This window comes from Arthrobacter arabinosi, assembly GCF_054511115.1.
In genome coordinates this window covers 191,444-212,040 of sequence record NZ_JBTNDF010000006.1, presented here as the reverse complement: position 1 = coordinate 212,040, position 20,597 = coordinate 191,444, and the positions used below count along the sequence as shown (strand labels likewise).

The 20,597-nt window shown below is 70.0% G+C and carries 16 protein-coding genes; 7 read left to right on the top strand and 9 right to left on the bottom strand.

Annotated elements, in window-relative coordinates; genetic code table 11:
* Window positions 1–6: 6 nt before the first annotated feature.
* The 4 genes from ACX80P_RS15100 to ACX80P_RS15085 are packed head-to-tail and all read right to left on the bottom strand — an operon-like array spanning window position 7 to window position 3,772.
* On the bottom strand, window positions 7–765 hold the full coding sequence (locus ACX80P_RS15100; protein ID WP_459278930.1) for an iron ABC transporter ATP-binding protein: 759 nt from the start codon (window positions 763–765) through the stop codon (window positions 7–9).
* A gap of 13 nt (window positions 766–778) precedes the next feature.
* Window positions 779–1,792 carry an iron chelate uptake ABC transporter family permease subunit gene (locus ACX80P_RS15095; RefSeq protein WP_459278929.1) on the bottom strand — a complete coding sequence of 338 codons (1,014 nt, stop codon included), beginning with the start codon at window positions 1,790–1,792 and terminating at the stop codon, window positions 779–781.
* A complete protein-coding gene (locus ACX80P_RS15090; RefSeq protein WP_459278928.1) occupies window positions 1,782–2,795 on the bottom strand; it encodes an ABC transporter permease in 1,014 nt (337 codons plus the stop codon). Before ACX80P_RS15090 ends, ACX80P_RS15095 begins: the two co-directional genes overlap by 11 nt.
* Window positions 2,796–2,827: 32 nt before the next feature.
* On the bottom strand, window positions 2,828–3,772 hold the full coding sequence (locus ACX80P_RS15085; RefSeq protein ID WP_459278927.1) for a siderophore ABC transporter substrate-binding protein: 945 nt from the start codon (window positions 3,770–3,772) through the stop codon (window positions 2,828–2,830).
* A gap of 319 nt (window positions 3,773–4,091) precedes the next feature.
* Here ACX80P_RS15085 and groES point away from each other — a divergent pair, with 319 nt between their 5' ends.
* Together groES and groL are read left to right on the top strand one after the other, a co-directional pair.
* The gene (groES, locus tag ACX80P_RS15080) at window positions 4,092–4,388 is read left to right on the top strand and encodes a co-chaperone GroES (RefSeq protein WP_459278926.1); all 297 of its coding nucleotides are present in this window, start codon (window positions 4,092–4,094) and stop codon (window positions 4,386–4,388) included.
* Window positions 4,389–4,463: 75 nt separating this feature from the next.
* On the top strand, window positions 4,464–6,077 hold the full coding sequence (gene groL / locus ACX80P_RS15075) for a chaperonin GroEL (protein ID WP_459278925.1): 1,614 nt from the start codon (window positions 4,464–4,466) through the stop codon (window positions 6,075–6,077).
* 153 nt (window positions 6,078–6,230) lie between these two features.
* Here groL and ACX80P_RS15070 read toward each other — a convergent pair whose 3' ends face one another.
* Window positions 6,231–7,100 (bottom strand): VanW family protein, encoded by an 870-nt coding sequence (locus tag ACX80P_RS15070; RefSeq protein WP_459278924.1) that lies wholly within the window; start codon window positions 7,098–7,100, stop codon window positions 6,231–6,233.
* Window positions 7,101–7,289: 189 nt separating this feature from the next.
* The gene (locus ACX80P_RS15065; RefSeq protein ID WP_459278923.1) at window positions 7,290–8,924 is read right to left on the bottom strand and encodes a ribonuclease J; all 1,635 of its coding nucleotides are present in this window, start codon (window positions 8,922–8,924) and stop codon (window positions 7,290–7,292) included.
* 305 nt (window positions 8,925–9,229) lie between these two features.
* Here ACX80P_RS15065 and ACX80P_RS15060 point away from each other — a divergent pair, with 305 nt between their 5' ends.
* From ACX80P_RS15060 to ACX80P_RS15050, 3 genes are all read left to right on the top strand, one after another.
* Window positions 9,230–11,296: an acyltransferase family protein gene (locus ACX80P_RS15060; protein ID WP_459278922.1), complete on the top strand. Its 2,067-nt coding sequence runs from the start codon at window positions 9,230–9,232 to the stop codon at window positions 11,294–11,296.
* Between the two features lie 128 nt (window positions 11,297–11,424).
* On the top strand, window positions 11,425–12,951 hold the full coding sequence (gene guaB, locus ACX80P_RS15055) for an IMP dehydrogenase (protein ID WP_459278921.1): 1,527 nt from the start codon (window positions 11,425–11,427) through the stop codon (window positions 12,949–12,951).
* Between the two features lie 39 nt (window positions 12,952–12,990).
* Window positions 12,991–14,820 (top strand): ABC transporter ATP-binding protein, encoded by a 1,830-nt coding sequence (locus tag ACX80P_RS15050; protein ID WP_459278920.1) that lies wholly within the window; start codon window positions 12,991–12,993, stop codon window positions 14,818–14,820.
* Window positions 14,821–14,867: 47 nt separating this feature from the next.
* Here the strand turns inward: ACX80P_RS15050 and ACX80P_RS15045 are convergent, their stop codons facing one another.
* Window positions 14,868–15,236 carry a hypothetical protein gene (locus ACX80P_RS15045; protein ID WP_459278919.1) on the bottom strand — a complete coding sequence of 123 codons (369 nt, stop codon included), beginning with the start codon at window positions 15,234–15,236 and terminating at the stop codon, window positions 14,868–14,870.
* A gap of 167 nt (window positions 15,237–15,403) precedes the next feature.
* Between ACX80P_RS15045 and ACX80P_RS15040 the strand changes: the two genes are divergently transcribed.
* Both ACX80P_RS15040 and ACX80P_RS15035 read left to right on the top strand, forming a co-directional pair.
* Entirely contained in the window at window positions 15,404–16,543 is a 1,140-nt protein-coding gene (locus ACX80P_RS15040) for a GuaB3 family IMP dehydrogenase-related protein (RefSeq protein ID WP_459278918.1), read from the top strand.
* A gap of 17 nt (window positions 16,544–16,560) precedes the next feature.
* Entirely contained in the window at window positions 16,561–17,052 is a 492-nt protein-coding gene (locus ACX80P_RS15035) for a PTS sugar transporter subunit IIA (protein WP_459278917.1), read from the top strand.
* 27 nt (window positions 17,053–17,079) lie between these two features.
* On the opposite strand, the gene ACX80P_RS15030 is transcribed toward ACX80P_RS15035, so the two are convergent.
* Together ACX80P_RS15030 and ACX80P_RS15025 are read right to left on the bottom strand one after the other, a co-directional pair.
* Window positions 17,080–18,825 (bottom strand): ABC transporter ATP-binding protein, encoded by a 1,746-nt coding sequence (locus tag ACX80P_RS15030; protein ID WP_459278916.1) that lies wholly within the window; start codon window positions 18,823–18,825, stop codon window positions 17,080–17,082.
* Window positions 18,818–20,539: an ABC transporter ATP-binding protein gene (locus ACX80P_RS15025; RefSeq protein ID WP_459278915.1), complete on the bottom strand. Its 1,722-nt coding sequence runs from the start codon at window positions 20,537–20,539 to the stop codon at window positions 18,818–18,820. The genes ACX80P_RS15030 and ACX80P_RS15025 overlap by 8 nt, the downstream gene beginning before the upstream one ends.
* Between the last annotated feature and the right edge of the window lie 58 nt (window positions 20,540–20,597).

Below are 20,597 nucleotides of genomic sequence, written 5' to 3'. Positions count from 1 at the left end.
GCCAGCCTAGGCGAAGTACACGCCGATCCTGTTGCCGCGGATCTGCTCCACCTGGATCTCGACGTCGTACACCTCGCGCAGCACCTCCGGCGTCATGATCTCCTCCGGCGGGCCCTGGCGGATGAGCGCACCGTCGCGCATCGCGAGGATCGTGTCCGAGTAGCAGGATGCGAAGTTGATGTCGTGGATGACCAGCACCACGGTCTTCCCGAGGTCGTCGGCGAGGCGGCGGAGCAGGCGCATCATGTCCACGGAGTGCTTCATGTCGAGGTTGTTGAGCGGCTCGTCGAGCAGGATGCAGTCGGTGTCCTGGGCGAGCACCATGGCGATGAACGCCCGCTGGCGCTGCCCGCCGGAGAGCTCGTCGACGAAGCGGTGGGCCAGGTCCGTCAGGTCCAGGTAGGCGAGGGCGCGTTCGATGAGTTCGCGGTCCACGACGGTGGGGCGGCCGTTGTTGTGGGGGAAGCGGCCGAAGCCCACGAGGTCGCGCACGGAGAGCCGGACGGTGAGCTGGTTCTCCTGGCGCAGGATGGCCAGGGCCCGCGCGAGGACCGGTCCCGGCGTGGTACTCACGTCGAGTCCATCCACCACCACCGACCCGGCGTCGAGCGGGAGGAGCCTGCTCATCATCGACAGCAGGGTGGACTTGCCCGCGCCGTTCGGTCCGATGATCGAGGTGACGCCGCCCCGGGGGACGGTGCAGGTGACGTCGTCGACCACCGTGGCGGCGCCGTAGCGCTTGGTGGCATGGTCGATGGTGATCATCGGAGACGGCCCTTCATCGGATGCGGCCTTTCAGGAGGAGGACGAGGAAGACGATGCCGCCGGTGAATTCGATGACGATGCTGAGGGCGGTGTCGAAGGCGAAGATCTGCTCGAGGACGAGCTGCCCGCCCACGAGCGCGATCACGCCGAGGAGGACGGCGAGGGGGAGCACCGCGGCGTGCCTGAACTGGTTGCAGAGCTGGTATGCGAGGGCGGAGATGAGGAGGCCGAAGAACGTCGCCGGGCCCACCAGTGCGGTGGAGACGGCGACGAGCACCGAGCAGACCACGAGGACGAGCGTCACGGTACGCCGGTAGTCGACGCCGAGGCCCACCGCGGTCTCGCGGCCGAGGGCGAGGACGTCCAGCCGGTGGCGCAGCCGCCAGGCGGGGATGCACAACCCGGCGACGGTGACCGCGGAGATGAGCAGGAGCAGCGGGTCGACCCGGTTGAAGCTCGCGAAGAACAGGTCCTGCAGGATGATGTACTCGCTCGGATCCATCAGTCGCTGCAGGAGCGAGGAGGCGCCCCGGAAGAACACCCCGAACACGATCCCGACGAGCAGCAGCAGGTGGAGGCTGCGCCCGTCGCCGAGGAACAGCCACCGGTACAGCAGCCAGGAGAAACCGACCATGAGGGACACCTCGATCGCGAAGCGGACGGGAGCGCCGAGGGTGAGGAGTGTCCCGGCGCCGAGCACGAACGCCAGCACCGTCTGGATCAGGATGTAGAGCGCGTCCAGGCCCATGATCGACGGCGTGAGGATGCGGTTGCCGGTGACGGTCTGGAAGAGGACCGTGGACACCCCGACGGCGACGGCGACGAGCACCATCGCGCCGACCCTGCCCAGGCGCCGGGGGAGTACGTAGGCGAGGTTCCCTTCGAGGCCGATCAGGAGGAACGCCGCGATGAGCGCTGCAGCGCTGACGCCGAGGATCACCAGCCAGGCGGCGGGCGGGATGGACCGGACGGGTCGCCGCGCGGACTGCACGACGGCGGCGGGCAGGGTCCCGGTCCTAGCGCGCACCGGCGTTCCTCCTCACGAGCAGGGTGATGAACAGGATGCTGCCCACCACGGAGACGATGACTCCCACCGGCACCTCGTAGGGGAAGCGGATGATGCGCCCGAGGATGTCGCAGGCGAGGAGGAAGCCGGCTCCGACGACGGCGATCCAGGGCACGGCGCGGCGCACGTTGTCGCCGATGAGCAGGGACACGAGGTTGGGGACGATCAGTCCGAGGAACGGGATGGCTCCGACCACCACCACGACGACGGCGCTGATGAGGCTCACGAGCACCAGACCGAGGTTCATGGTGCGCCGGTAGCCCAGCCCGAGGTTCGTGGTGAACTCCTCGCCCATCCCGGCGACCGTGAAGCGGTCCGCGCAGATGTAGCCGACCACGGCGAGGACGGCGACGATCCACAGCAGTTCGTAGCGGCCGCGGACGAGTCCGGAGAAGTCGCCGATCATCCAGGTGTTGAGGGTCTGCAGCAGGTCGAACCGGTAGGCGAAGAACGTGGTCACCGCGGCGATGACGCCGCCGAGCATGATGCCCACGAGGGGGACGATCAGCGTGTTGCGCAGCGGGATGCGGCGGAGGACGGCCAGGAAGAGGGTGGTGCCGGCCATGGCGAAGACGGCGGCGACGAGCATCTTATCGACGATCGGCGCTCCGGGCAGGACGAGCGTGGCCACGAGGATGCCCGCGGTGGCGGACTCGACCGTCCCCACCGTGGAGGGTTCGACGAACCGGTTGCGTGCCATGAGCTGCAGGATGAATCCGGCGATGCCGAGGGCGGCACCGGCCAGCACGATCGCCAGCGTGCGCGGCACGCGACTGACGAGGAAGGTCTGCCGGACGTCGGCATCACCGGCCAGCAGGTCCCCGGGCGAGACGTCGGAGACGCCCACGAAGAGGCTCACGAGAGCGAGCAGCAGCACGGCTCCACCGGCCAGCCCGAGGGCGGGTGATCCGTTGGAACCATGCTGCCGGACCGGCTGTCGCGGCGGGAGGGTGAGTACTGGCATGGAGGCGTCTGCCGCGGGGTGCGGTGGGCAGGTCAGGCCGTGACGGCCTCGTTGACGGCGGACACCATGGCGTCGAGGTTGTCCAGGCCGTAGCCGATGAGGTACCAGCTCGCCGAGTCGAGGTAGGTGATGGCGTCGTTCTTCCCGGCTGTCGTCCCGTTCACGAGGTCGTTGTCGAGGACCGCGGCCCCTGCTGCTCCCGCCTCACCGACCGCGGCGTCGCGGTCGATCACGAACAGGTGGGCGGGGTCGACCTCCGCGATGTACTCGAAGGAGACGGCCTCGCCGTGGGTCCCCTCACTCGTCACCTCGGCGGCGGGTGCCACGCCGAGCACGTCGTGGATCAGGCCGAACCGGGAACCGGCGCCGTACGCGGTGACCTCGCCCGCGCTGGTCATCAGGACGAGCCCGGTTCCAGCGGCGGCGGCGGCTTCCTTCGTCCCGGCGATGGCGTCGTCGAGGGAGGCCAGGCGGTCCGCCACCTCGTCCTCGACGCCGAAGATCCGGCCGAGGGATTCCGTGTGCTCCGTGAAGCTCGCCATCGGATCGGCCGCGTCGACGCTGAGGTCGATGGTGGGCGCGATCGCGGAGAGTTCGTCGTAGGAGTCGGCGACGCGCCCCGAGATGATGATCAGGTCGGGGGCGCCCGCGGCGATCGCTTCGAAGTCGGGTTCCTTCATGGATCCGATGTCGGCGACGTCCCCGCCCTCGTAGCCCGAGAGCTGCGCGGGGAGGGTGCCCTGCGGGACGCCGGCCACCCCGACGCCGAGGGCGTCGAGCGTGTCCAGCGCGCCGAGATCGAAGGTGAAGACCGTCTGCGGGTCGACGGGCACCTCGGTGGTTCCCTGCGCATGCTCGACCGTGACGATCGGGGAGGACGCGGGCTCGCCGGCGGCTTCGGAGGATCCGCCGCACGCCGTCAGGGCGAGGGTGGCCGCAGCGGCTGCGGAGAGGACGGCGAGGCGCACGTGTGACATGGATGGACTCCGGGGGAAGGGGCCGAGGGCCGGGAAGAATGAAGTAAGGAAAGCCTTACCTGATCGAATCTAGGCGACCGGTGCGGAATTACGCAAACGGAGCATGACGTAATAGCCCGGGCATCGGTTCCGGCCCTCCGCCCATGGCCACGGGCTGGCACTCGCCTTGACCGAGTGCCAGCGCTTGCATACAGTCGGAGTTGGCACTCGCTCACTGCGGGTGCTAATCCCGAGGGAAGCGTTCGCCGGCACCGCGACGACGGTTCACGCCCAGCCCGACGGCCCACAGTCCATTGGTACCGAACGCAAAGGAGAGCCCGTGTCGGTCTCTATCAAGCCGCTTGAGGATCGTATCGTTGTCCGCCCGCTCGAAGCCGAGCAGACCACTGCTTCCGGCCTCGTCATCCCGGACACCGCCAAGGAGAAGCCCCAGGAGGGCGAAGTCGTAGCCGTCGGACCGGGCCGTGTCGATGACAACGGCAACCGCGTCCCCGTCGACGTCGCCGAGGGCGACGTCGTCATCTACTCGAAGTACGGCGGAACCGAAGTCAAGCACGGCGGCCAGGAGTACCTGGTGCTCTCCGCCCGCGACGTCCTCGCGATCGTCGTCAAGTAACACCCCGATCGGAGAAGCCCCGGCCCGCAGTGGCCGGGGTTTTTCTTGCTGCACAAGCCTGAAAGGAACCAATCAATGGCAAAGCAGTTGGAATTCAACGATGCCGCCCGCCGTGCCCTCGAGGCCGGCGTGGACAAGCTCGCGAACACCGTCAAGGTGACGCTGGGCCCCCGCGGACGCAACGTCGTGCTCGACAAGAAGTGGGGCGCTCCCACCATCACGAACGACGGCGTCACGATCGCCCGCGAGGTCGAGCTCGACGACCCGTACGAGAACCTCGGCGCCCAGCTGGCCAAGGAGGTCGCCACCAAGACGAACGACGTCGCCGGTGACGGAACCACCACCGCGACGGTCCTGGCCCAGGCACTGGTCAAGGAAGGCCTCCGCAACGTCGCCGCCGGCGCCGCTCCGGGTCAGCTCAAGCACGGCATCGAGGTGTCGGTCGAGGCCGTCGCCAAGCGCCTGCTGGAGAACGCCCGCGAGGTCGTGGGCCAGCAGACCGCCGACGTCGCCTCCATCTCCGCGCAGAGCACCGAGGTCGGCGATCTCCTCGCGGAGGCGTTCGAGAAGGTCGGCAAGGATGGTGTGATCACCATCGAGGAGTCCTCCACCACGCAGACGGAGCTCGTCCTCACCGAGGGCATGCAGTTCGACAAGGGCTACCTCTCGCCGTACTTCGTGACCGACGCCGAGCGCCAGGAAGCCGTCCTCGAGGACGCGCTCATCCTCATCAACTCCGGCAAGATCTCCTCGCTGCAGGAGTTCCTGCCGCTGCTCGAGAAGGCCCTGCAGGCCGGCAAGCCGCTGTTCATCATCGCCGAGGACATCGAGGGCGAAGCCCTCTCCACCCTCGTGGTCAACAAGATCCGGGGCACCCTGAACGTCGTCGCCGTCAAGGCGCCCGGCTTCGGTGACCGCCGCAAGGCCATGATGCAGGACATCGCCACCCTCACGGGTGCGCAGGTCGTCTCGCCTGATCTCGGCCTGAAGCTGGACCAGGTGGGCCTCGAGGTCCTCGGGTCCGCACGCCGGATCACCGTCACCAAGGACGCGACCACGATCGTCGACGGCACCGGCAGCGAGTCCGACGTCGCCGACCGCGTGGCGCAGATCCGGGCCGAGGTGGAGCGCACCGACTCCGACTGGGACCGCGAGAAGCTGCAGGAGCGCCTCGCGAAGCTCGCCGGCGGTATCGGCGTGATCAAGGTCGGTGCTGCCACCGAGGTCGAGCTCAAGGAGAAGAAGCACCGCATCGAGGACGCCGTGTCGTCGACGCGTGCGGCCCTCGAAGAGGGCATCGTCGCCGGTGGCGGCTCCGCGCTGGTCCACGCCGGCAAGGCACTGGACACCGACCCCGACGTCCTGGCACTCGAGGGCGACGCGGCCACCGCCGTCGGCCTCGTCCGCCGCGCCCTCGCCCAGCCGCTGCGCTGGATCGCCGAGAACGCGGGCCACGAGGGCTACGTCGTCGTCGCGAAGGTCTCCGACCTCGAGGTCGGCCACGGCTTCAATGCCGCGAGCGGCGAGTACGAGAACCTCGTCGAGGCCGGCATCATCGACCCCGTGAAGGTGACGCGGTCCGCCCTGCGGAACGCGGCCTCCATCGCGGCGCTGGTGCTCACCACGGAGACCCTCGTGGTCGAGAAGCCCGAGGCGTCCGACGACGAGGTCCACGGCCACTCGCACTAGGCGCAGGGGCCCCGGCCCCTTCGTGTCGCCGAAGCACCCCGGCTCCTCGGAGTCGGGGTGCTTCTGCGTCCGGGCACTTCGTGTCGGCCGGCACTCCTGCCCACCGACCCGGGCTCTTCAGTGGGCATGCTCGGAGATGCCCACCGGGTGGGGTCACCCCGTGGGAAGCTCCGCGGATTCCTCGCGCGTCAGGGGACGTGACGGGAGGATCTCCGAGCGGACCAGCGACCGGTCGTACGCCACCTTGCCTTCGTTCTCGAGGATCAGTGAGCTGGAGATCACCTGCCCCGTGCGTCTGTCACGCTCGATCCGGTAGATCTTGTTGTGCCGGTACACGTCGTCGCCCTCCTCGTAGAAGTAGGCGTCATGCTCGCGGAGGTGGAACTTCATCGGCAGCTCGCGGTCGGCCCGCAGTTCCCCGCCCAGGTGCTCGTCGTTCGTCCAGGTGCGGAACTGGAAGGTGCGGTCGGTGCGGTTCTCCACCTGGTAGTCGAGGTAGTTGAACGCGATGGAGGTGCCCGTACCCCAGGGGATCTGGCGGTTGTAGTCCGGGAAGAGATCGAGCCCGTTGTGGTGGTGGTGCTCGACGACGGTGAGCGGACTGTGCAGCACCATCCAGTGCAGCAGGTTGGTGAACTGGCACATGCCGCCGCCCATACCCCTGGTCGGCCTGCCGTTGCTGATCGTCAGGCCCTCCCTGTAGCCCTCTTTCGCGGAGCAGCGGCCCGCGATGCTCCAGAAGGAGAAACGCTCCCCGGGTCTGATCAGGATGCCGTCGATCTTCGGGGCCGTGAGGCCGAGGCTGACGGCCTTGTTGTCCTGCAGTTCCGTGTCGACGTTCCCCAGCCGTCGGCGGATCAGGGAGTTGTGACGGTAGACGGTGACGGGCAGGGACTCCTCGGAGCGGGTCGACGAGATCATGCCACGGTCCCGAACGTTCCGCAGGTGCCTGAGCAGGATCATCCGTTCCGAGGCGATGCGGTAGGTCAGCGGCGAGATCTCGCCGAACAGTCTGCGTGCCACAGGTCCCCCAGGTCGAACCGATCCGTGTGCCCAGCATAGGCGCGGAACAGGCACGGACTGCCACCGTCGGACAACGAAGGTCCGGCACCGAGCGGGAACCGGGGCCGACCGCCACCGGACGAGCGGTCCCGGACAGGGAGAAGCCCCGGCACCCAACGGGTACCGGGGCTTCTCCCTGTCCGGCTCGGGTCAGGCGTCGACGACGATCGCGTTGACCACGGGCTGGCGGTTGTAGAACCGGCGCATCCAGTTGGCCGTGGCCCGCTCGATGATGTCCTCGGGGTCCTGGCGGCGGCCGCCCTGGCGGTTCGAGGCGGCATCGCGGAGCGCCTTCTCGACGGCGGCTCCGGCCTTGTCGAGGTCCTCGTCGGAGCAGGAGAAGCCCTTGGTGAAGAACTCGGGGGCCTCGACGATGTCGCCGCTGTCCGGGTCGATGATGGCGAGGATGGTGACCACGCCCTCCTCGGCCAGGCGGCGGCGCTCCACGAGGTCCTCCTCGGTGATGCCGCCCACGCTGTCGCCGTCGACGAAGACGAGCCCGGCGTCGACCTTGCCCGAAAGGGTCGCCCGGCCGCGGGCGAGATCCACTGTCACCCCGTCCTGCGCGAGGATCACGTTGCGGGGATCGACGCCGGTCGCGACGGCGATCTCCGCGTTGGCCCGCAGGTGCCGCCACTCGCCGTGCACGGGCATGACGTTGCGGGGCTTGACGATGTTGTAGCAGTAGGCGAGCTCGCCGGCGCTGGCATGGCCGGAGACGTGCACCTTCGCGTTGCCCTTGTGGACCACGTTGGCGCCGATCTCGGTGAGCGCGTTGATGATGCCGTAGATCGCGTTCTCGTTGCCGGGGATGAGGGAGCTGGCCAGCAGCACCGTGTCACCCTCGGTGATCCGGATGGCGTGGTCGTTGTTCGCCATGCGTGAGAGGGCGGCCATCGGCTCACCCTGGGAGCCCGTGCAGATGAGGACCACCTTGTGGTCGTCGCTGCGCTCGAGCTTCTTGAAGTCCACCAGCAGGCCCTGCGGGATGTTCAGGTAGCCGAGATCCGCCGCGATGGTCATGTTGCGCACCATGGAGCGCCCCACGAAGGCCACCTTGCGGCGGTGCCGGTGCGCGGTGTCGATGATCTGCTGGATGCGGTGGATGTGGCTCGCGAAGCTGGAGACGATGATCCGGCGCGGGGCGGTGCGGAACACGGCGTCGATGGCGGGCCCGAGGTCCTTCTCCGACGTCGTGAAGCCCGGGACGTCCGCGTTGGTGGAGTCCGTGAGGAACAGGTCCACGCCCTCCGCGCCGAGGCGGGCGAAAGCGCCGAGGTCCGTGATGCGCCTATCCAGCGGGAACTGGTCCATCTTGAAGTCGCCGGTGTGCAGCACCATGCCGGCCGCGGTGCGGATGGCGACGGCGAGGCTGTCCGGGATGGAGTGGTTGACGGCGACGAACTCGAGGTCGAAGCCGCCCATGGTGCGCCGGTCACCCTCCTTGACCTGGATGGTCTTCGGGGTGATGCGGTGTTCCTTGAGCTTCGCCTCGATGAACGCGAGCGTGAGCCGCGATCCGACGAGGGGGATGTCCGCGCGTTCCTTGAGCAGGTACGGCACGCCACCGATGTGGTCCTCGTGGCCGTGGGTGAGGACCACGGCCACGACGTCGTCGAGCCGGTCCCTGATGTAGGAGAAGTCGGGGAGGATCACGTTGATGCCGGGCTGGTGTTCCTCGGGGAACAGCACGCCGCAGTCGACGATCAGCAGCTTGCCCTCGAACTCGAAGACGGTCATGTTTCTGCCGATCTCACCGATACCCCCGAGAGCGACGATGCGCATGGCTCCCTTGGCCAGTTCCCGTGGTGCTTTCAGTGCGGCAGGTCTTTTATTCACAGATCAGATTTCTCTCGTTGGTGGGGAACGGCGGGGGAGCGGCCGTCAGACGAGTGTCGTCGAGGCCGGAGGACCCGGCGATTCCTTACTGGTGGTCCCCTGCGGTCGGGGAAGATACTCCCCCTAGACTACGGGGTTCCGCGCGCGGACGGGGGCCGGCTGGTCCGCCGCGATGCCCGACGACGACGGCCGGGCAGTAATCTGGAGGTTTGCGTTCATTTCCCGTGCCCGTCCCGCAGAGGAGGAACAGCGTGGCTCCCACCCCGACGACCGCCGCCCCGGCAGGTCCTCCCGTGGCATCCCCGTCGTCGTCCGCCGGCGGTGATGCCCGCCGTTTCCGCCCGGAGGTCCAGGGGCTGCGGGCCCTCGCCGTCGCCATGGTGGTGGTCTATCACGTGTGGCTCGGCCGGGTGTCCGGCGGCGTGGACGTCTTCCTGCTCGTCTCCGCCTTCCTGCTCACGGTCACGTTCACGCGGAGGCTCGAGGCGCAGCAGCCCCTCGCCCTCGTGGCGTACTGGCTCAACCTGCTGAAGCGGCTGCTGCCCGCCGCCGTCGTCGTGCTCCTGTCCGTCCTCGCCGCGACGGCCGCCTTCCTGCCGGGCTCGCGGTGGCGTGCGGTGTTCGACCAGACCTGGGCGTCGCTGACCTACCGGCAGAACTGGGAGCTCGCGGGCAACGCCGTGGACTACTACGCCCTCGACCACAGCGCCGCCAGCCCGCTGCAGCACTTCTGGTCGCTGTCCATCCAGGGCCAGGTGTTCCTGCTGTGGCCATTCCTGTTCGCGGTGGCCGGCGCGTTCGCCGGCGTCACGCGCCTGCGCCCGCGGCCCGTGCTGATCGTCCTGTTCGGCGCCCTCTTCGCGGCGTCGCTCGCGTTCTCGGTGTGGCAGACGGGTGCAGACCAGGCGGCCGCCTATTTCGACACGCGCGCCAGGCTCTGGGAATTCGCCCTCGGATCGCTCGTGGCCCTCGCGCTGCCGTATCTGGGGATCCCGCGGCGCGCCCGGGTGGTCCTCGGCTGGGCGGGCGTCGTGATGATGCTGGCGTGCGGCGTCCTGCTGCAGGTGCAGCAGCAGTTCCCGGGCTTCGTGGCCCTCTGGCCCACGCTGGCCGCGGCCGCCGTGATCGTCGCGGGCCGCACGGACAGCCCCGCCGGCGTGGACCGCTGGCTGTCCTCGGGGCCGCTCCTGCGGCTCGGCGGCGCGTCCTACGCGCTCTACCTGTGGCACTGGCCGGTCCTGGTCCTCTGGCTCGTCGTCGCCGGCAAGGAGAATGCCGGGCTGCTCGACGGCGCCGCGGTCATCGGTGCCTCCCTCGTGCTGGCCGTGCTCACCACGCGTCTCGTCGAGGAGCCGGTGCGCTCGTGGTCATGGCCGTCCGTGACGCGGTGGCGCACGGGCCTCGTGGCCGCGCTGGCCCTCGCCCTCGTGGCCGTCCCGCTGTCCGGTTGGGAGTACCGGGTGCAGGCGCAGGAGGCCGCCGTGGAGCAGCAGACGCCGGCCGACAATCCCGGCGCCGGGGCCCTCCACCCCGACTTCGAATACCGGGGCGCGGACGATGCACTGGTGAAGCCGCTCGCGAGCAGCCTCGGCGCGGAGTGGGCCGCCGTGGACGGGCCGTGCTCGGAGGCCCTGATGCCCGCCGACCCGCGGCTGTCCTCGTGCGTCCAGACGGGGGACGAGGCGACGGCGGAGCGGACCGTCCTGGTGCTGGGGGACTCCCATTCGCAGATGTGGATGACCGCGCTCGGTGCCATGGCCGAGACCAACGGCTGGCTCGCCGTCTCCGTGCACCGTCCCAATTGCCGGTTCGTCGATGCAGGCGGAAGTGTGGACCCGGAGTGCCGGGCCTTCAACGACGCCGTCCGTGCCTACGCCCTGGATCTCGCGCCGGATGCCGTGCTCACCGTCGGGACGCGGACGGACTGGAGTTCGCCGGCCGAGGAGGTCCCCGCCGGGTTCGAGGCGGGTGTCACGCCGCTCCTGGATGCCGGGATCCCCGTCGTCGCGCTCCGCGACACGCCCCGCTTCGAGGAGGACATGGCCGAGTGCACGGCCCGCCATGCCGACGACCCCGCGGCGTGCGACGTCCCGGCGGCGGAGGTGCTCGCGCCGTCGTCGCCCCTCCTGCCCCTGGCCGGACGCCTGCCCGGCCTCGAACACGTGGACCTGACCGACGTCGTCTGCGCGGGGGCGACGTGCCCCGGCGTGGTGGGGAACGTCCGCGTGTACATGGACCGCGACCACCTCTCCAAGACGTACGTGGAGACGACCGTCCCGGTCTTCGAGGAGCGATTCACGGCGGCCCTCGGCTGGTGAGGTGAGCGCTGTCACCGGAATAGGGGGCCTCCCCGATCCGTTCTAGACTGTCAGGGCCCGTCGGCGCATCCACAGCCGCCGCTCCAGAGCTCACACCCCCACCGGGCGACACCGAAAGAGGCGCAGCAGTGACCCAGCAGCCAGGCCAGCACGAGACCCACGACCCCTTCGGATTCATCGGCCTGACGTACGACGACGTGCTCCTGCTCCCCGGCCACACCGACGTGATCCCCTCGGAGGCCGACACGTCGTCGCGCATCTCCAAGCGCATCACGGTGAGGACGCCGCTGCTCTCCTCCGCGATGGACACCGTCACGGAGTCACGGATGGCCATCGCCATGGCGCGTCAGGGCGGACTCGGCGTCATCCACCGCAACCTGTCCATCTCCGACCAGGCCGACCAGGTGGACCGCGTGAAGCGCAGCGAATCCGGGATGATCACCAACCCGCTGACCGTCGGCCCGGACGCCACGCTGCAGGAACTCGACGATCTCTGCGGGCACTACCGCGTCTCCGGACTGCCGGTCGCCGACGAGACGGGACACCTGCTGGGGATCGTCACCAACCGCGACACACGCTTCGTGCTCGAGCGCGACTTCCCGCGCACGCTCGTGCGCGACGTCATGACGAAGATGCCCCTGGTGACGGGTGCCGTCGGGATCAGCGGCGACGACGCCATCAACCTCCTCGCGCAGAACAAGATCGAGAAACTGCCCCTCGTCGACGACGAAGGCATCCTGCGCGGACTCATCACCGTCAAGGACTTCACGAAGGCCGAGCAGTACCCGCTGTCCACGAAGGACGACGACGGCCGCCTCCGCGTCGGTGCGGCCATCGGTTTCTTCGGCGACGGCTGGGAGCGCGCCATGGCCCTCGTCGAGGCCGGCGTCGACGCCCTGTTCGTCGACACCGCCAACGGCCACAGCGCGGGCGTCCTCGAGATGATCTCGCGTCTCAAGGCCGAGAGGTCCCTGGCGCACGTCGACATCATCGGCGGCCAGGCCGCCACCCGCGAGGGTGCGCAGGCCCTCATCGACGCGGGCGCCGACGGCATCAAGGTGGGCGTGGGCCCGGGCTCCATCTGCACCACGCGCGTCGTCGCCGGCGTCGGCGTCCCGCAGGTCACCGCGATCTACGAATCAGCGAAGGCCGCCATCCCCGCGGGCGTGCCGGTGATCGCCGACGGCGGCCTCCAGTACTCGGGCGACATCGGCAAGGCCCTCGTGGCCGGCGCCGACACCGTGATGCTCGGCTCGCTCCTCGCCGGCTCCGCCGAGGCCCCCGGCGAACTGATCTTCGTCAACGGCAAGCAGTTCAAGACGTACCGCGGCATGGGCTCGCTGGGCGCCATGCAGACGCGCGGCAAGAACACCTCCTACTCGAAGGACCGCTACTTCCAGGCGGACGTCACCGGCGACGACAAGCTGATCCCCGAGGGCATCGAGGGTCGCGTCGCCTACCGGGGCCCGCTCGCGTCGGTGGCCTACCAGCTCGTCGGCGGGCTGCGCCAGACCATGTTCTACACCGGGGCCCGCACCATCCCCGAGCTGAAGGCCAAGGGCAAGTTCGTGCGCATCACGGCCGCCGGCCTGAAGGAGTCCCACCCGCACGACATCCAGATGACGGTCGAGGCCCCCAACTACGGCTCCAAGTAGGGCGCCGGGCCGCATGTCCCGTCGGGCGGGAGGGCCCGCATGAGCGGCCTCCCGCAGCCCCGGGCGACCGCCCGGGGCAGGCTCCGGCTGGGACCGTACGCCCGTGCCGTCGGGCAGGTCCTCGTGGTCAGCGCGAAGGCGTCGCCGGGCGCCGTCGCCATGAAGGTCGCCGGTTCGCTCATCTCCGCGACCCTGCCCCTGGTCACCACCTACTTCGCCTCCCTGACGACGACGGCGCTCGCCGCGGCCTACGCCGGAGACCCCGACGCCGGACGGTCCGCGATCGTCTACGTGATCGTCACGGCCGTCCTCGGACTGCTGTGGGGCGCCTTCACCAGCGTGGACCGCTACATCCAGCAGGTCCTGAGCTTCCGCGTCGGTGCCATCGTGGGGGACCGCATGTACGAGCGGTTCCTGGCACTGGAGTTCTGGCGGTACGACGACAAGGAGACGGTGGACCTGTACGACAGGGCCCGCCGGTTCTCCGACTCCTACGCCAGGGTCCTCGACCGGATCGCAGCGATCTTCACGCAGCTGGTCTCCGTGGTCCTCGCGATCGGCGCCCTGCTCCTGGTCAGCTGGTGGATCGCGCTGATCGTCCTCCTGGCCATCATCCCCAGCGTCTACCTCCAGTTCCGGCTCTCCCGCGAGCAGATGGCGCACTGGAACACGCAGGTGGATTCGCGGAGGCAGCGGCGCATGATCGAGACCAACCTCATGAAGCCGCAGAACATCGCCGAGATGCGCCTCTACGGGATCGTCCGGTACCTCATGGACCTGCGCTCCACCCTGCGGGACGCCGACGAGAAGCGGCGCCTGGACTTCCAGAAGCGGTACATCCCCAAGCAGCTCCTCGCGGACGGCCTGCAGTACGGAGCCGAGCTGCTGGCCCTGGTGTGGATCGTGGGGCAGATCATCGCCCGGGCCCAGCCCGTGGGCCAGTTCCTGTACGTGCAGCAGATCGTCAGCCGTGCCCTCAGCACCGCCAACAGCCTCGTCTCCTCCCTGAGCTCCATCGACGAGGACCTCGCGAACCTCAAGGACTACGAGCAGTTCATGGACTTCCCGCTGTCCACGGGCGCCCCCGGCCGGCTGCAGGACGCTCCCGCCGTCGTCGAACTCCGCGACATCCGCTTCACCTACTCCGGCGGGGAGGCGGAGGTCCTCAAGGGAATCTCCATGTCCTTCGAGCGTGGCACGCACGTCGCCGTGGTGGGTGAGAACGGTGCCGGGAAGTCCACGCTCGTCCGGGTCCTCGCCGGCCTCTACCAGCCGAGCACGGGAGCGGTGCTGCTCGACGGACGGGACCTGCGCGGAATCGCGATCGAGGACTGGCACCGGTATCTGGCCGTCATGTCGCAGGACTTCCTGCGGTACGAGTTCGCCACGGCCGGCAACAACATCTACTTCGGCGACGTGCACGGCCCGCGCGACGACGAGCGGGTGCGGCGGGCGGCACGCGACGCCGACGCGGCGGACTTCATCGGGAAGATGCCGAACGGGTTCGAGAACTACGTCAGCAACTGGATGGAGGACCCGCGCGGACGCAAGGGCAGCGGCCTGTCCGGCGGCCAGTGGCAGCGGCTCGCCATGGCCCGGAACTTCTACCGGGACGCGCCGTTCATCGTCATGGACGAGCCGACGTCGGCCATCGATGCGCTCGCCGAGCACCGCATCTTCACGCGTCTGTTCGCCGACCGCTCACGGACGATCATCGCGATCAGCCACCGCCTGGCGACCATCGAGAAGGCCGACGTCGTGTACATGCTCGAGGACGGCGAGGTCGTGGAGTCCGGGACGCACCGCGAACTCGTGGCGCTGCGCGGCCGCTACTACCGCATGTTCGAGAGCCAGCTTCCGGACGCCTGACCGCGCCGCCCCTGCCCCGACGCGTGCCGGGCATCCTCCCCCGGACCTCAGCCCGGGACGTTCTCCGCCGGCTCGGGGTGGTCCTGGTGCTCCACGTGGTCGATCGACTTCTCCTGCAGGAACTGGCACAGGGACGCGGCGACCAGCAGTTCGGCGGCGAGTCCGTGCAGTTCCGCGGCGGTGAGCTCGGCGCCCTCGTCCCGGGTGCCGAACCAGATGGACCACTGGGGGTCGCCGACGGCGACGGGCTGCATGAAGATCTCCATGCTGTCATTCCTCAGCGGGACGATCACGAGTCCGGTGTCGGCGCCGTCGGCGCCGTCCTGCACCAGGACCGAGACGAGCGCACCGCCCTCGCGGGTGGTCCGGAACTCGTCGAGCCAGGTCTCCAGGGTCTGCTTGCTACGGAACGGCATCCCGTCGTCCTTCCTCGATAGTCCTCGTCCGGTGTTCAGGATAAGGTCCCCGCGCGCCCACGCATGACCGCGCGGCCGTGTCCGGTAGCAGATCCGCGGCCGGACGCGCCCGCGGTGCCACCGGAGGTGACACCTGCCCGGAGGGCGCGCTGGGCTAACCTAGAGCAGTGACTTACGAGATCGAGATCGGCCGAGGCAAGCGCGGACGCAGGGCATATTCGCTGGACGACGTGGCGGTGGTGCCCTCCCGCCGCACCCGCGATCCGCTCGACGTCTCGGTGAACTGGCAGATCGACGCGTACCAGTTCGAGATGCCCGTCGTCGCGGCCCCCATGGACTCGGCGATGTCGCCCGCCACCGCCATCGCGATGGGCCGGCTCGGCGGCCTCGGCGTCCTCAACCTCGAGGGCCTGTGGACCCGCTACGAGGACCCCCAGGGCGCCCTCGACGAGATCGCCGGCCTGAGCGCGGAGAACTTCAGCCCCGCCGCCACCCGCCGCATGCAGGAGATCTACGAGGCACCGATCCAGGCGGAACTCATCACGAGCCGCCTCGCCGAGATCCGGGAGGCCGGTGTGACGGTCGCCGGATCGCTCACGCCGCAGCGCACCCAGCAGTTCTACAGGACGGTCCTCGCGGCCGGCGTCGACATCTTCGTCATCCGCGGCACCACGGTGTCCGCCGAACACGTGTCCAAGAACGAGGAACCGCTCGACCTCAAGAAGTTCATCTACGAACTCGATGTGCCCGTGATCGTGGGCGGCGCGGCCGGCTACACCCCGGCACTGCACCTGATGCGCACCGGGGCGGCCGGCGTCCTGGTCGGCTTCGGTGGGGGTGCGACGACGACGACCCGCCGCGCGCTCGGCATCCACTCGCCGCTCGCGTCCGCCATCGCCGACGTCGCCGGTGCCCGCCGCGACTACATGGACGAGTCCGGCGGACGCTACGTGCACGTCATCGCCGACGGCGGCATGGGCGCCAGCGGCGACATCGTCAAGGCCATCGCCATGGGGGCCGACGCCGTCATGCTCGGTTCGGCGCTCGCCCGGGCCGAGGAGGCACCCGGCCAGGGCTGGCACTGGGGCCAGGAGGCGCATCACCCGGAACTGCCGCGCGGCGACAGGGTCAACATCGGGACCGTCGGGCCCCTCCAGGAAGTGCTGTGGGGCCCGTCCCACCACACGGACGGCACCTCGAACCTGATCGGGGCGCTGCGGCGTGCGATGGCGACCACAGGGTACTCGGATCTGAAGGAATTCCAGCGGGTGGAAGTAGTCCTCTCGCCGTACGTCTCGGTCGACTGAACCCTGAAAGGCACCCCGTGAGCGAGAAGCCGCTCGATCTGCACGACGCCGAACTCACCACCCCCGACCTCGTGATCCTCGAGATGGAGGCGACCTCCAAGGAGGAGGCCGCCGCCCAGCTCGCGGGACGGCTGTACGACGCGGGCCGCATCTCGGACCTCCAGGCCTTCCTGGACCAGGTCAACTCCCGCGAGCACCAGATGGCCACGGGCCTGCCCGGCGGCGTCGGCCTGCCGCACGCCCGCAGCGAGTACGTCAACCAGACCTCGATCGCCGTCGGGGTGACCCGCTTCGGGTACAGCCTCGACTTCGGCGCCGTGGACGGCCCGGCGACCCTCGTCCTGCTCATGGCCACGCCCGCGCAGTCCTTCTCGGAGCACCTCGAGGTCCTCGCCACGATCGCCCGCAGCCTGTTCAAGGAGAACTTCCGGGAGTCGCTGCGCCGTGCCCACGACGCCGAGGTGATCGCCGAACTGATCAACTCCTCGCTCGTGTTCTACGACCACTGACGGGCGGTCCGTCGTCCGCCCGGTCCGCTAGTCGCTCCGCCACGAGCGCCAGAGGGACGCGTACGCGCCGTCGAGCGCGAGCAGTTCGTCGTGGGAGCCGAGCTCCGCGATCCGGCCGTCCTCGACGACGGCGACGCGGTCGGCGTCGTGCGCCGTGTGCAGCCGGTGCGCGATGGCGATCACGGTCCGCCCCTCGAGGACCGCGCTGAGCGCGCGTTCCACGTCGCGCGCGGCCTGCGGGTCGATCAGGGACGTCGCCTCGTCGAGCACCAGGGTGTGCGGATCGGCGAGGATGAGCCGTGCCAGCGCGAGCTCCTGGGCCCGCGCGGGGCCCAGCTCGTACGCACCCGAGCCCACCTCGGTGTCCATGCCCTCGGGCAGCTGCTTCACCCAGTCGAGGGCACCGACGCTGCGCAGGGCGTCCTCGATCTCGCCGTCGCCCGCGTCCGCCCGGCCGAGACGCACGTTGTCGGAGACGGAGCCGACGAACACGTGGTGCTCCTGCGTCACCAGCGCCACCTCGCGGCGCAGGTCGTCGAGCGGCCGGTCCACGAGCGGTACGCCGCCCACCGTGACCGAGCCCGACGTCGGCGGGTGGATCCCGGCGATCAGCCGCCCGAGCGTCGACTTGCCGGCGCCCGACGGGCCGACGACGGCGAGGCGCTCGCCCCGCACGAGCGTGAGGTCCACGCCGTGCAGCACGTCGTGCCCTGGACGGTAGGCGTACGTCGCCGCCGACACCACGATGTCGTCGTTCGCCGGCTCGGCCGCCGTCGACTCCCGGTCCGGCTCGACGCCCTTGATGCCGACGATGCGCGCCAGCGACGCCGCGCCCACCTGGATCTCGTCGGTCCACATGATGAGCAGGTCCACGGGGTCGATCAGCCGCACCGCGAACAGGGCCACGGCGGCCACGGCACCGGGGGTGACCACGCCCTGGCCCGCGAGCCAGCCGCCCCACAGGAGGACGGCGGCGGCGGGCAGCCAGAACGCGATGTCCGCGGCGGGGAACAGCACGGAGCGCAGCCACAGCGTGTAGCGCTCCGCCCGGTAGCTCGCGCCGAGGGCGTCGTCGAGGTCCGCGCGGCGCAGCCCGCCGAGGCTGAGGGCGTCCACGGTGCGCGCGCCCTCGATGGTCTCGGTGATGGTCCCGTTCACGACGGCGTAGGTCTCGCGTTCGCGCATGTACCCGTCCGCGCTGCGGCGGAGGTACCAGCGTGTGACGGGCCAGAGCAGCGGCAGCCCCACGAGGAGGGCCAGCGACAGGACGGGGGAGGTGACGACGGCGGCGCCGAGCGTCAGGACGATGGTCACCACGGAGACGACGACCTGCGGCACGCCGAAGCGCACCGTGTGGGACACGGCGTCGATGTCGTTGGTCGTCCGGGCCACCAGGTCGCCCGTGCCCGCGCTCTCCACCGTGGAGAGCGGGAGCGCCGTGACGTCCGCCATGAAGTCCTCGCGCAGCTCGGCGAAGACGCGCTCGCCGAACACCATGCCGGACCGGACGGCGAAGCGGCGCAGCACCGACTGCACGGCGAGGAACGCGAGCATCCCGAGCGAGACGGCCGCGACGAAGTCGGGCGTCGTGCCCGCGGCGACGGCGTCGATGAGGATCCCGAGCAGCAGGGGCCCGGCGAGTCCGGCGACGGCCGATCCGACGTACAGGGCGATCACCGCCCCGAGGCCCCGCCGGTGGTGCCGGATCAGGCGGAAGGCTTCGTCGCGGACCGTCCCCGGAGCGGCGACGGGAAGCCTGGCCGTACTACTCACTGCGGATCACCACGTCACGGTAGGAGGGATGGTCGGTCATGAGATCCGCATGGGTGCCCTGCGCGGCGACGCGGCCGTCCTCGAGGAAGATCACGCGGTCCATGGCGCGCAGCAGGAGCGGGCTGGCCGTGACCACGACGGTCGTGCGGTTCTCCCGCCGCCGCGCGCCGGCCAGGCGGGCACTGATCCGCTGCTCGGTGTGGGCGTCGACGGCGCTCGTCGGCTCCACGAGCACGAGGTTCTCGGCGTCGGACAGGTAGGCGCGGGCCAGGACGAGGCGCTGCCGTTGCCCTCCCGAGAAGCCCCGACCGCGCTCGGTGACCTCGTGGTCGAGGCCTCCCTCGAGTCCGTCGAGGATGTCGGACGCGCCGGCCGCCTCGAGGGCGGCGAGGATCGCGCCGTCGTCGTGCCTGCCGTGCGGGTCGAGCTGCCTCCGCAACGGGCCGCTGAAGAGCTGGGGGCTCGCCTCGCTGACCACGATGCGCGCGCGGACCTCGGCGAGCGGCACGTGCCGCAGGTCGGCGGGGCCCCACCGGACGGTCGCCTCCTCGAGGACGGCGTCCTCGAAGCGGCCGAGGCGCGTCACCGCAGCCGTCGCCTCCGCCGGGTCCTTCGAGACGACGGCGGTCAGCAGGCCGGGGTGGGCGATCACGCCGGTGCGCTCGTCGAGGAGGGGAGAGCCGGACGGCGGGGCGGGGACCGGCGTCGTGCTGTCGGCGACGTTCGCGCCCACCGCGAGCACGGCCAGGATCTTGCGGGCGCCCACGTGCGCGCGGATGAACCGGGCCACGGAGTCCGCCGCGGCCCGGATGGGCGTCATGAGGAAGATCGAGAACCCGTACAGGGCCACGAGCTCGCCCGGCGTGATGTCACCCGAGAGGACCAGGGACGCCCCGACCCACGTGAAGACGACACTGAACGTGCCCGCGATGAACACCTGCGACGCCTCGAGGTCCGCGAGGGAGTGCGCCACCCGGATACCCGCGTCGCGTGTGTCCGCCGATCTGGCCCGGTACCGGTCCACGAAGATGTGCTCGCCGCCGATGCCGCGCAGTACGCGCAGGCCGGAGACGGTGTCCGCGCCGACCGCGGTCATCCTGCCGGACGCCTCGCGCTGCTCACGCTGCCGGGCCTGCAGGGGGCGCACCACGAACAGGAGCAGCCCGCAGCACGCGGGGACGCCGGCGAGCACCACGATGCCGAGCACCGGTGAGGTCCGCCAGATGAGGACCGTCACGACGAGCCACGCGGCGACCGCGCCCGCCAGGCGCGTCAGGACCTCGTAGACCTCGCCGAGGCGGAACGCGTCGGAGGCCGCCGTCGACACCACCTCCCCGGTCGACAGCGCCGTGGGCAGGGCGTCCCCGGTCCTGCTGATCGTGTGGCCCACGAGGCGCACGGAGCGGAACGCGGCCTGCATCCAGTTGCTGACCCCGGTGCGATGCGTCGCGGTGTCGGACACCGCCTGGATCGCCATGAGGCCGAGCAGGGCCCCGGCCCAGGCGAGCAGCGCCCGATGATCCGCGCCGATCACGCCGTCGTCGATGGCCCGTCCGAGAACGAAGGGCATGACGGCCTGCGATGCCATCCACACGGTGCCGAGCAGGATCCCCGCGGCCAGGGTGGCCTTCTGGTGGCCGGCGAGCCACAGGAGGTAGCGCGAGGGCGAGCGGAGATCCGGCGGGCCGGTCAGGGGATAGGGATAGGAGCGCACGAGGATCAAGCGTAAGCCGCTTCCCGCCCCAGTGATAGGGATTTGCCAATCAGTTTTC

What these genes read in the sequence shown, in the direction of transcription:
- ACX80P_RS15100 (WP_459278930.1), bottom strand. Translation starts at nt 765, where the DNA reads ATGATCACCATCGACCATGCCACCAAGCGCTACGGCGCCGCCACGGTG.
- ACX80P_RS15090 (WP_459278928.1), bottom strand. Translation starts at nt 2,795, where the DNA reads ATGCCAGTACTCACCCTCCCGCCGCGACAGCCGGTCCGGCAGCATGGT.
- ACX80P_RS15085 (WP_459278927.1), bottom strand. Translation starts at nt 3,772, where the DNA reads ATGTCACACGTGCGCCTCGCCGTCCTCTCCGCAGCCGCTGCGGCCACC.
- groL (WP_459278925.1), top strand. Translation starts at nt 4,464, where the DNA reads ATGGCAAAGCAGTTGGAATTCAACGATGCCGCCCGCCGTGCCCTCGAG.
- ACX80P_RS15065 (WP_459278923.1), bottom strand. Translation starts at nt 8,924, where the DNA reads ATGCGCATCGTCGCTCTCGGGGGTATCGGTGAGATCGGCAGAAACATG.
- ACX80P_RS15050 (WP_459278920.1), top strand. Translation starts at nt 12,991, where the DNA reads ATGAGCGGCCTCCCGCAGCCCCGGGCGACCGCCCGGGGCAGGCTCCGG.
- ACX80P_RS15045 (WP_459278919.1), bottom strand. Translation starts at nt 15,236, where the DNA reads ATGCCGTTCCGTAGCAAGCAGACCCTGGAGACCTGGCTCGACGAGTTC.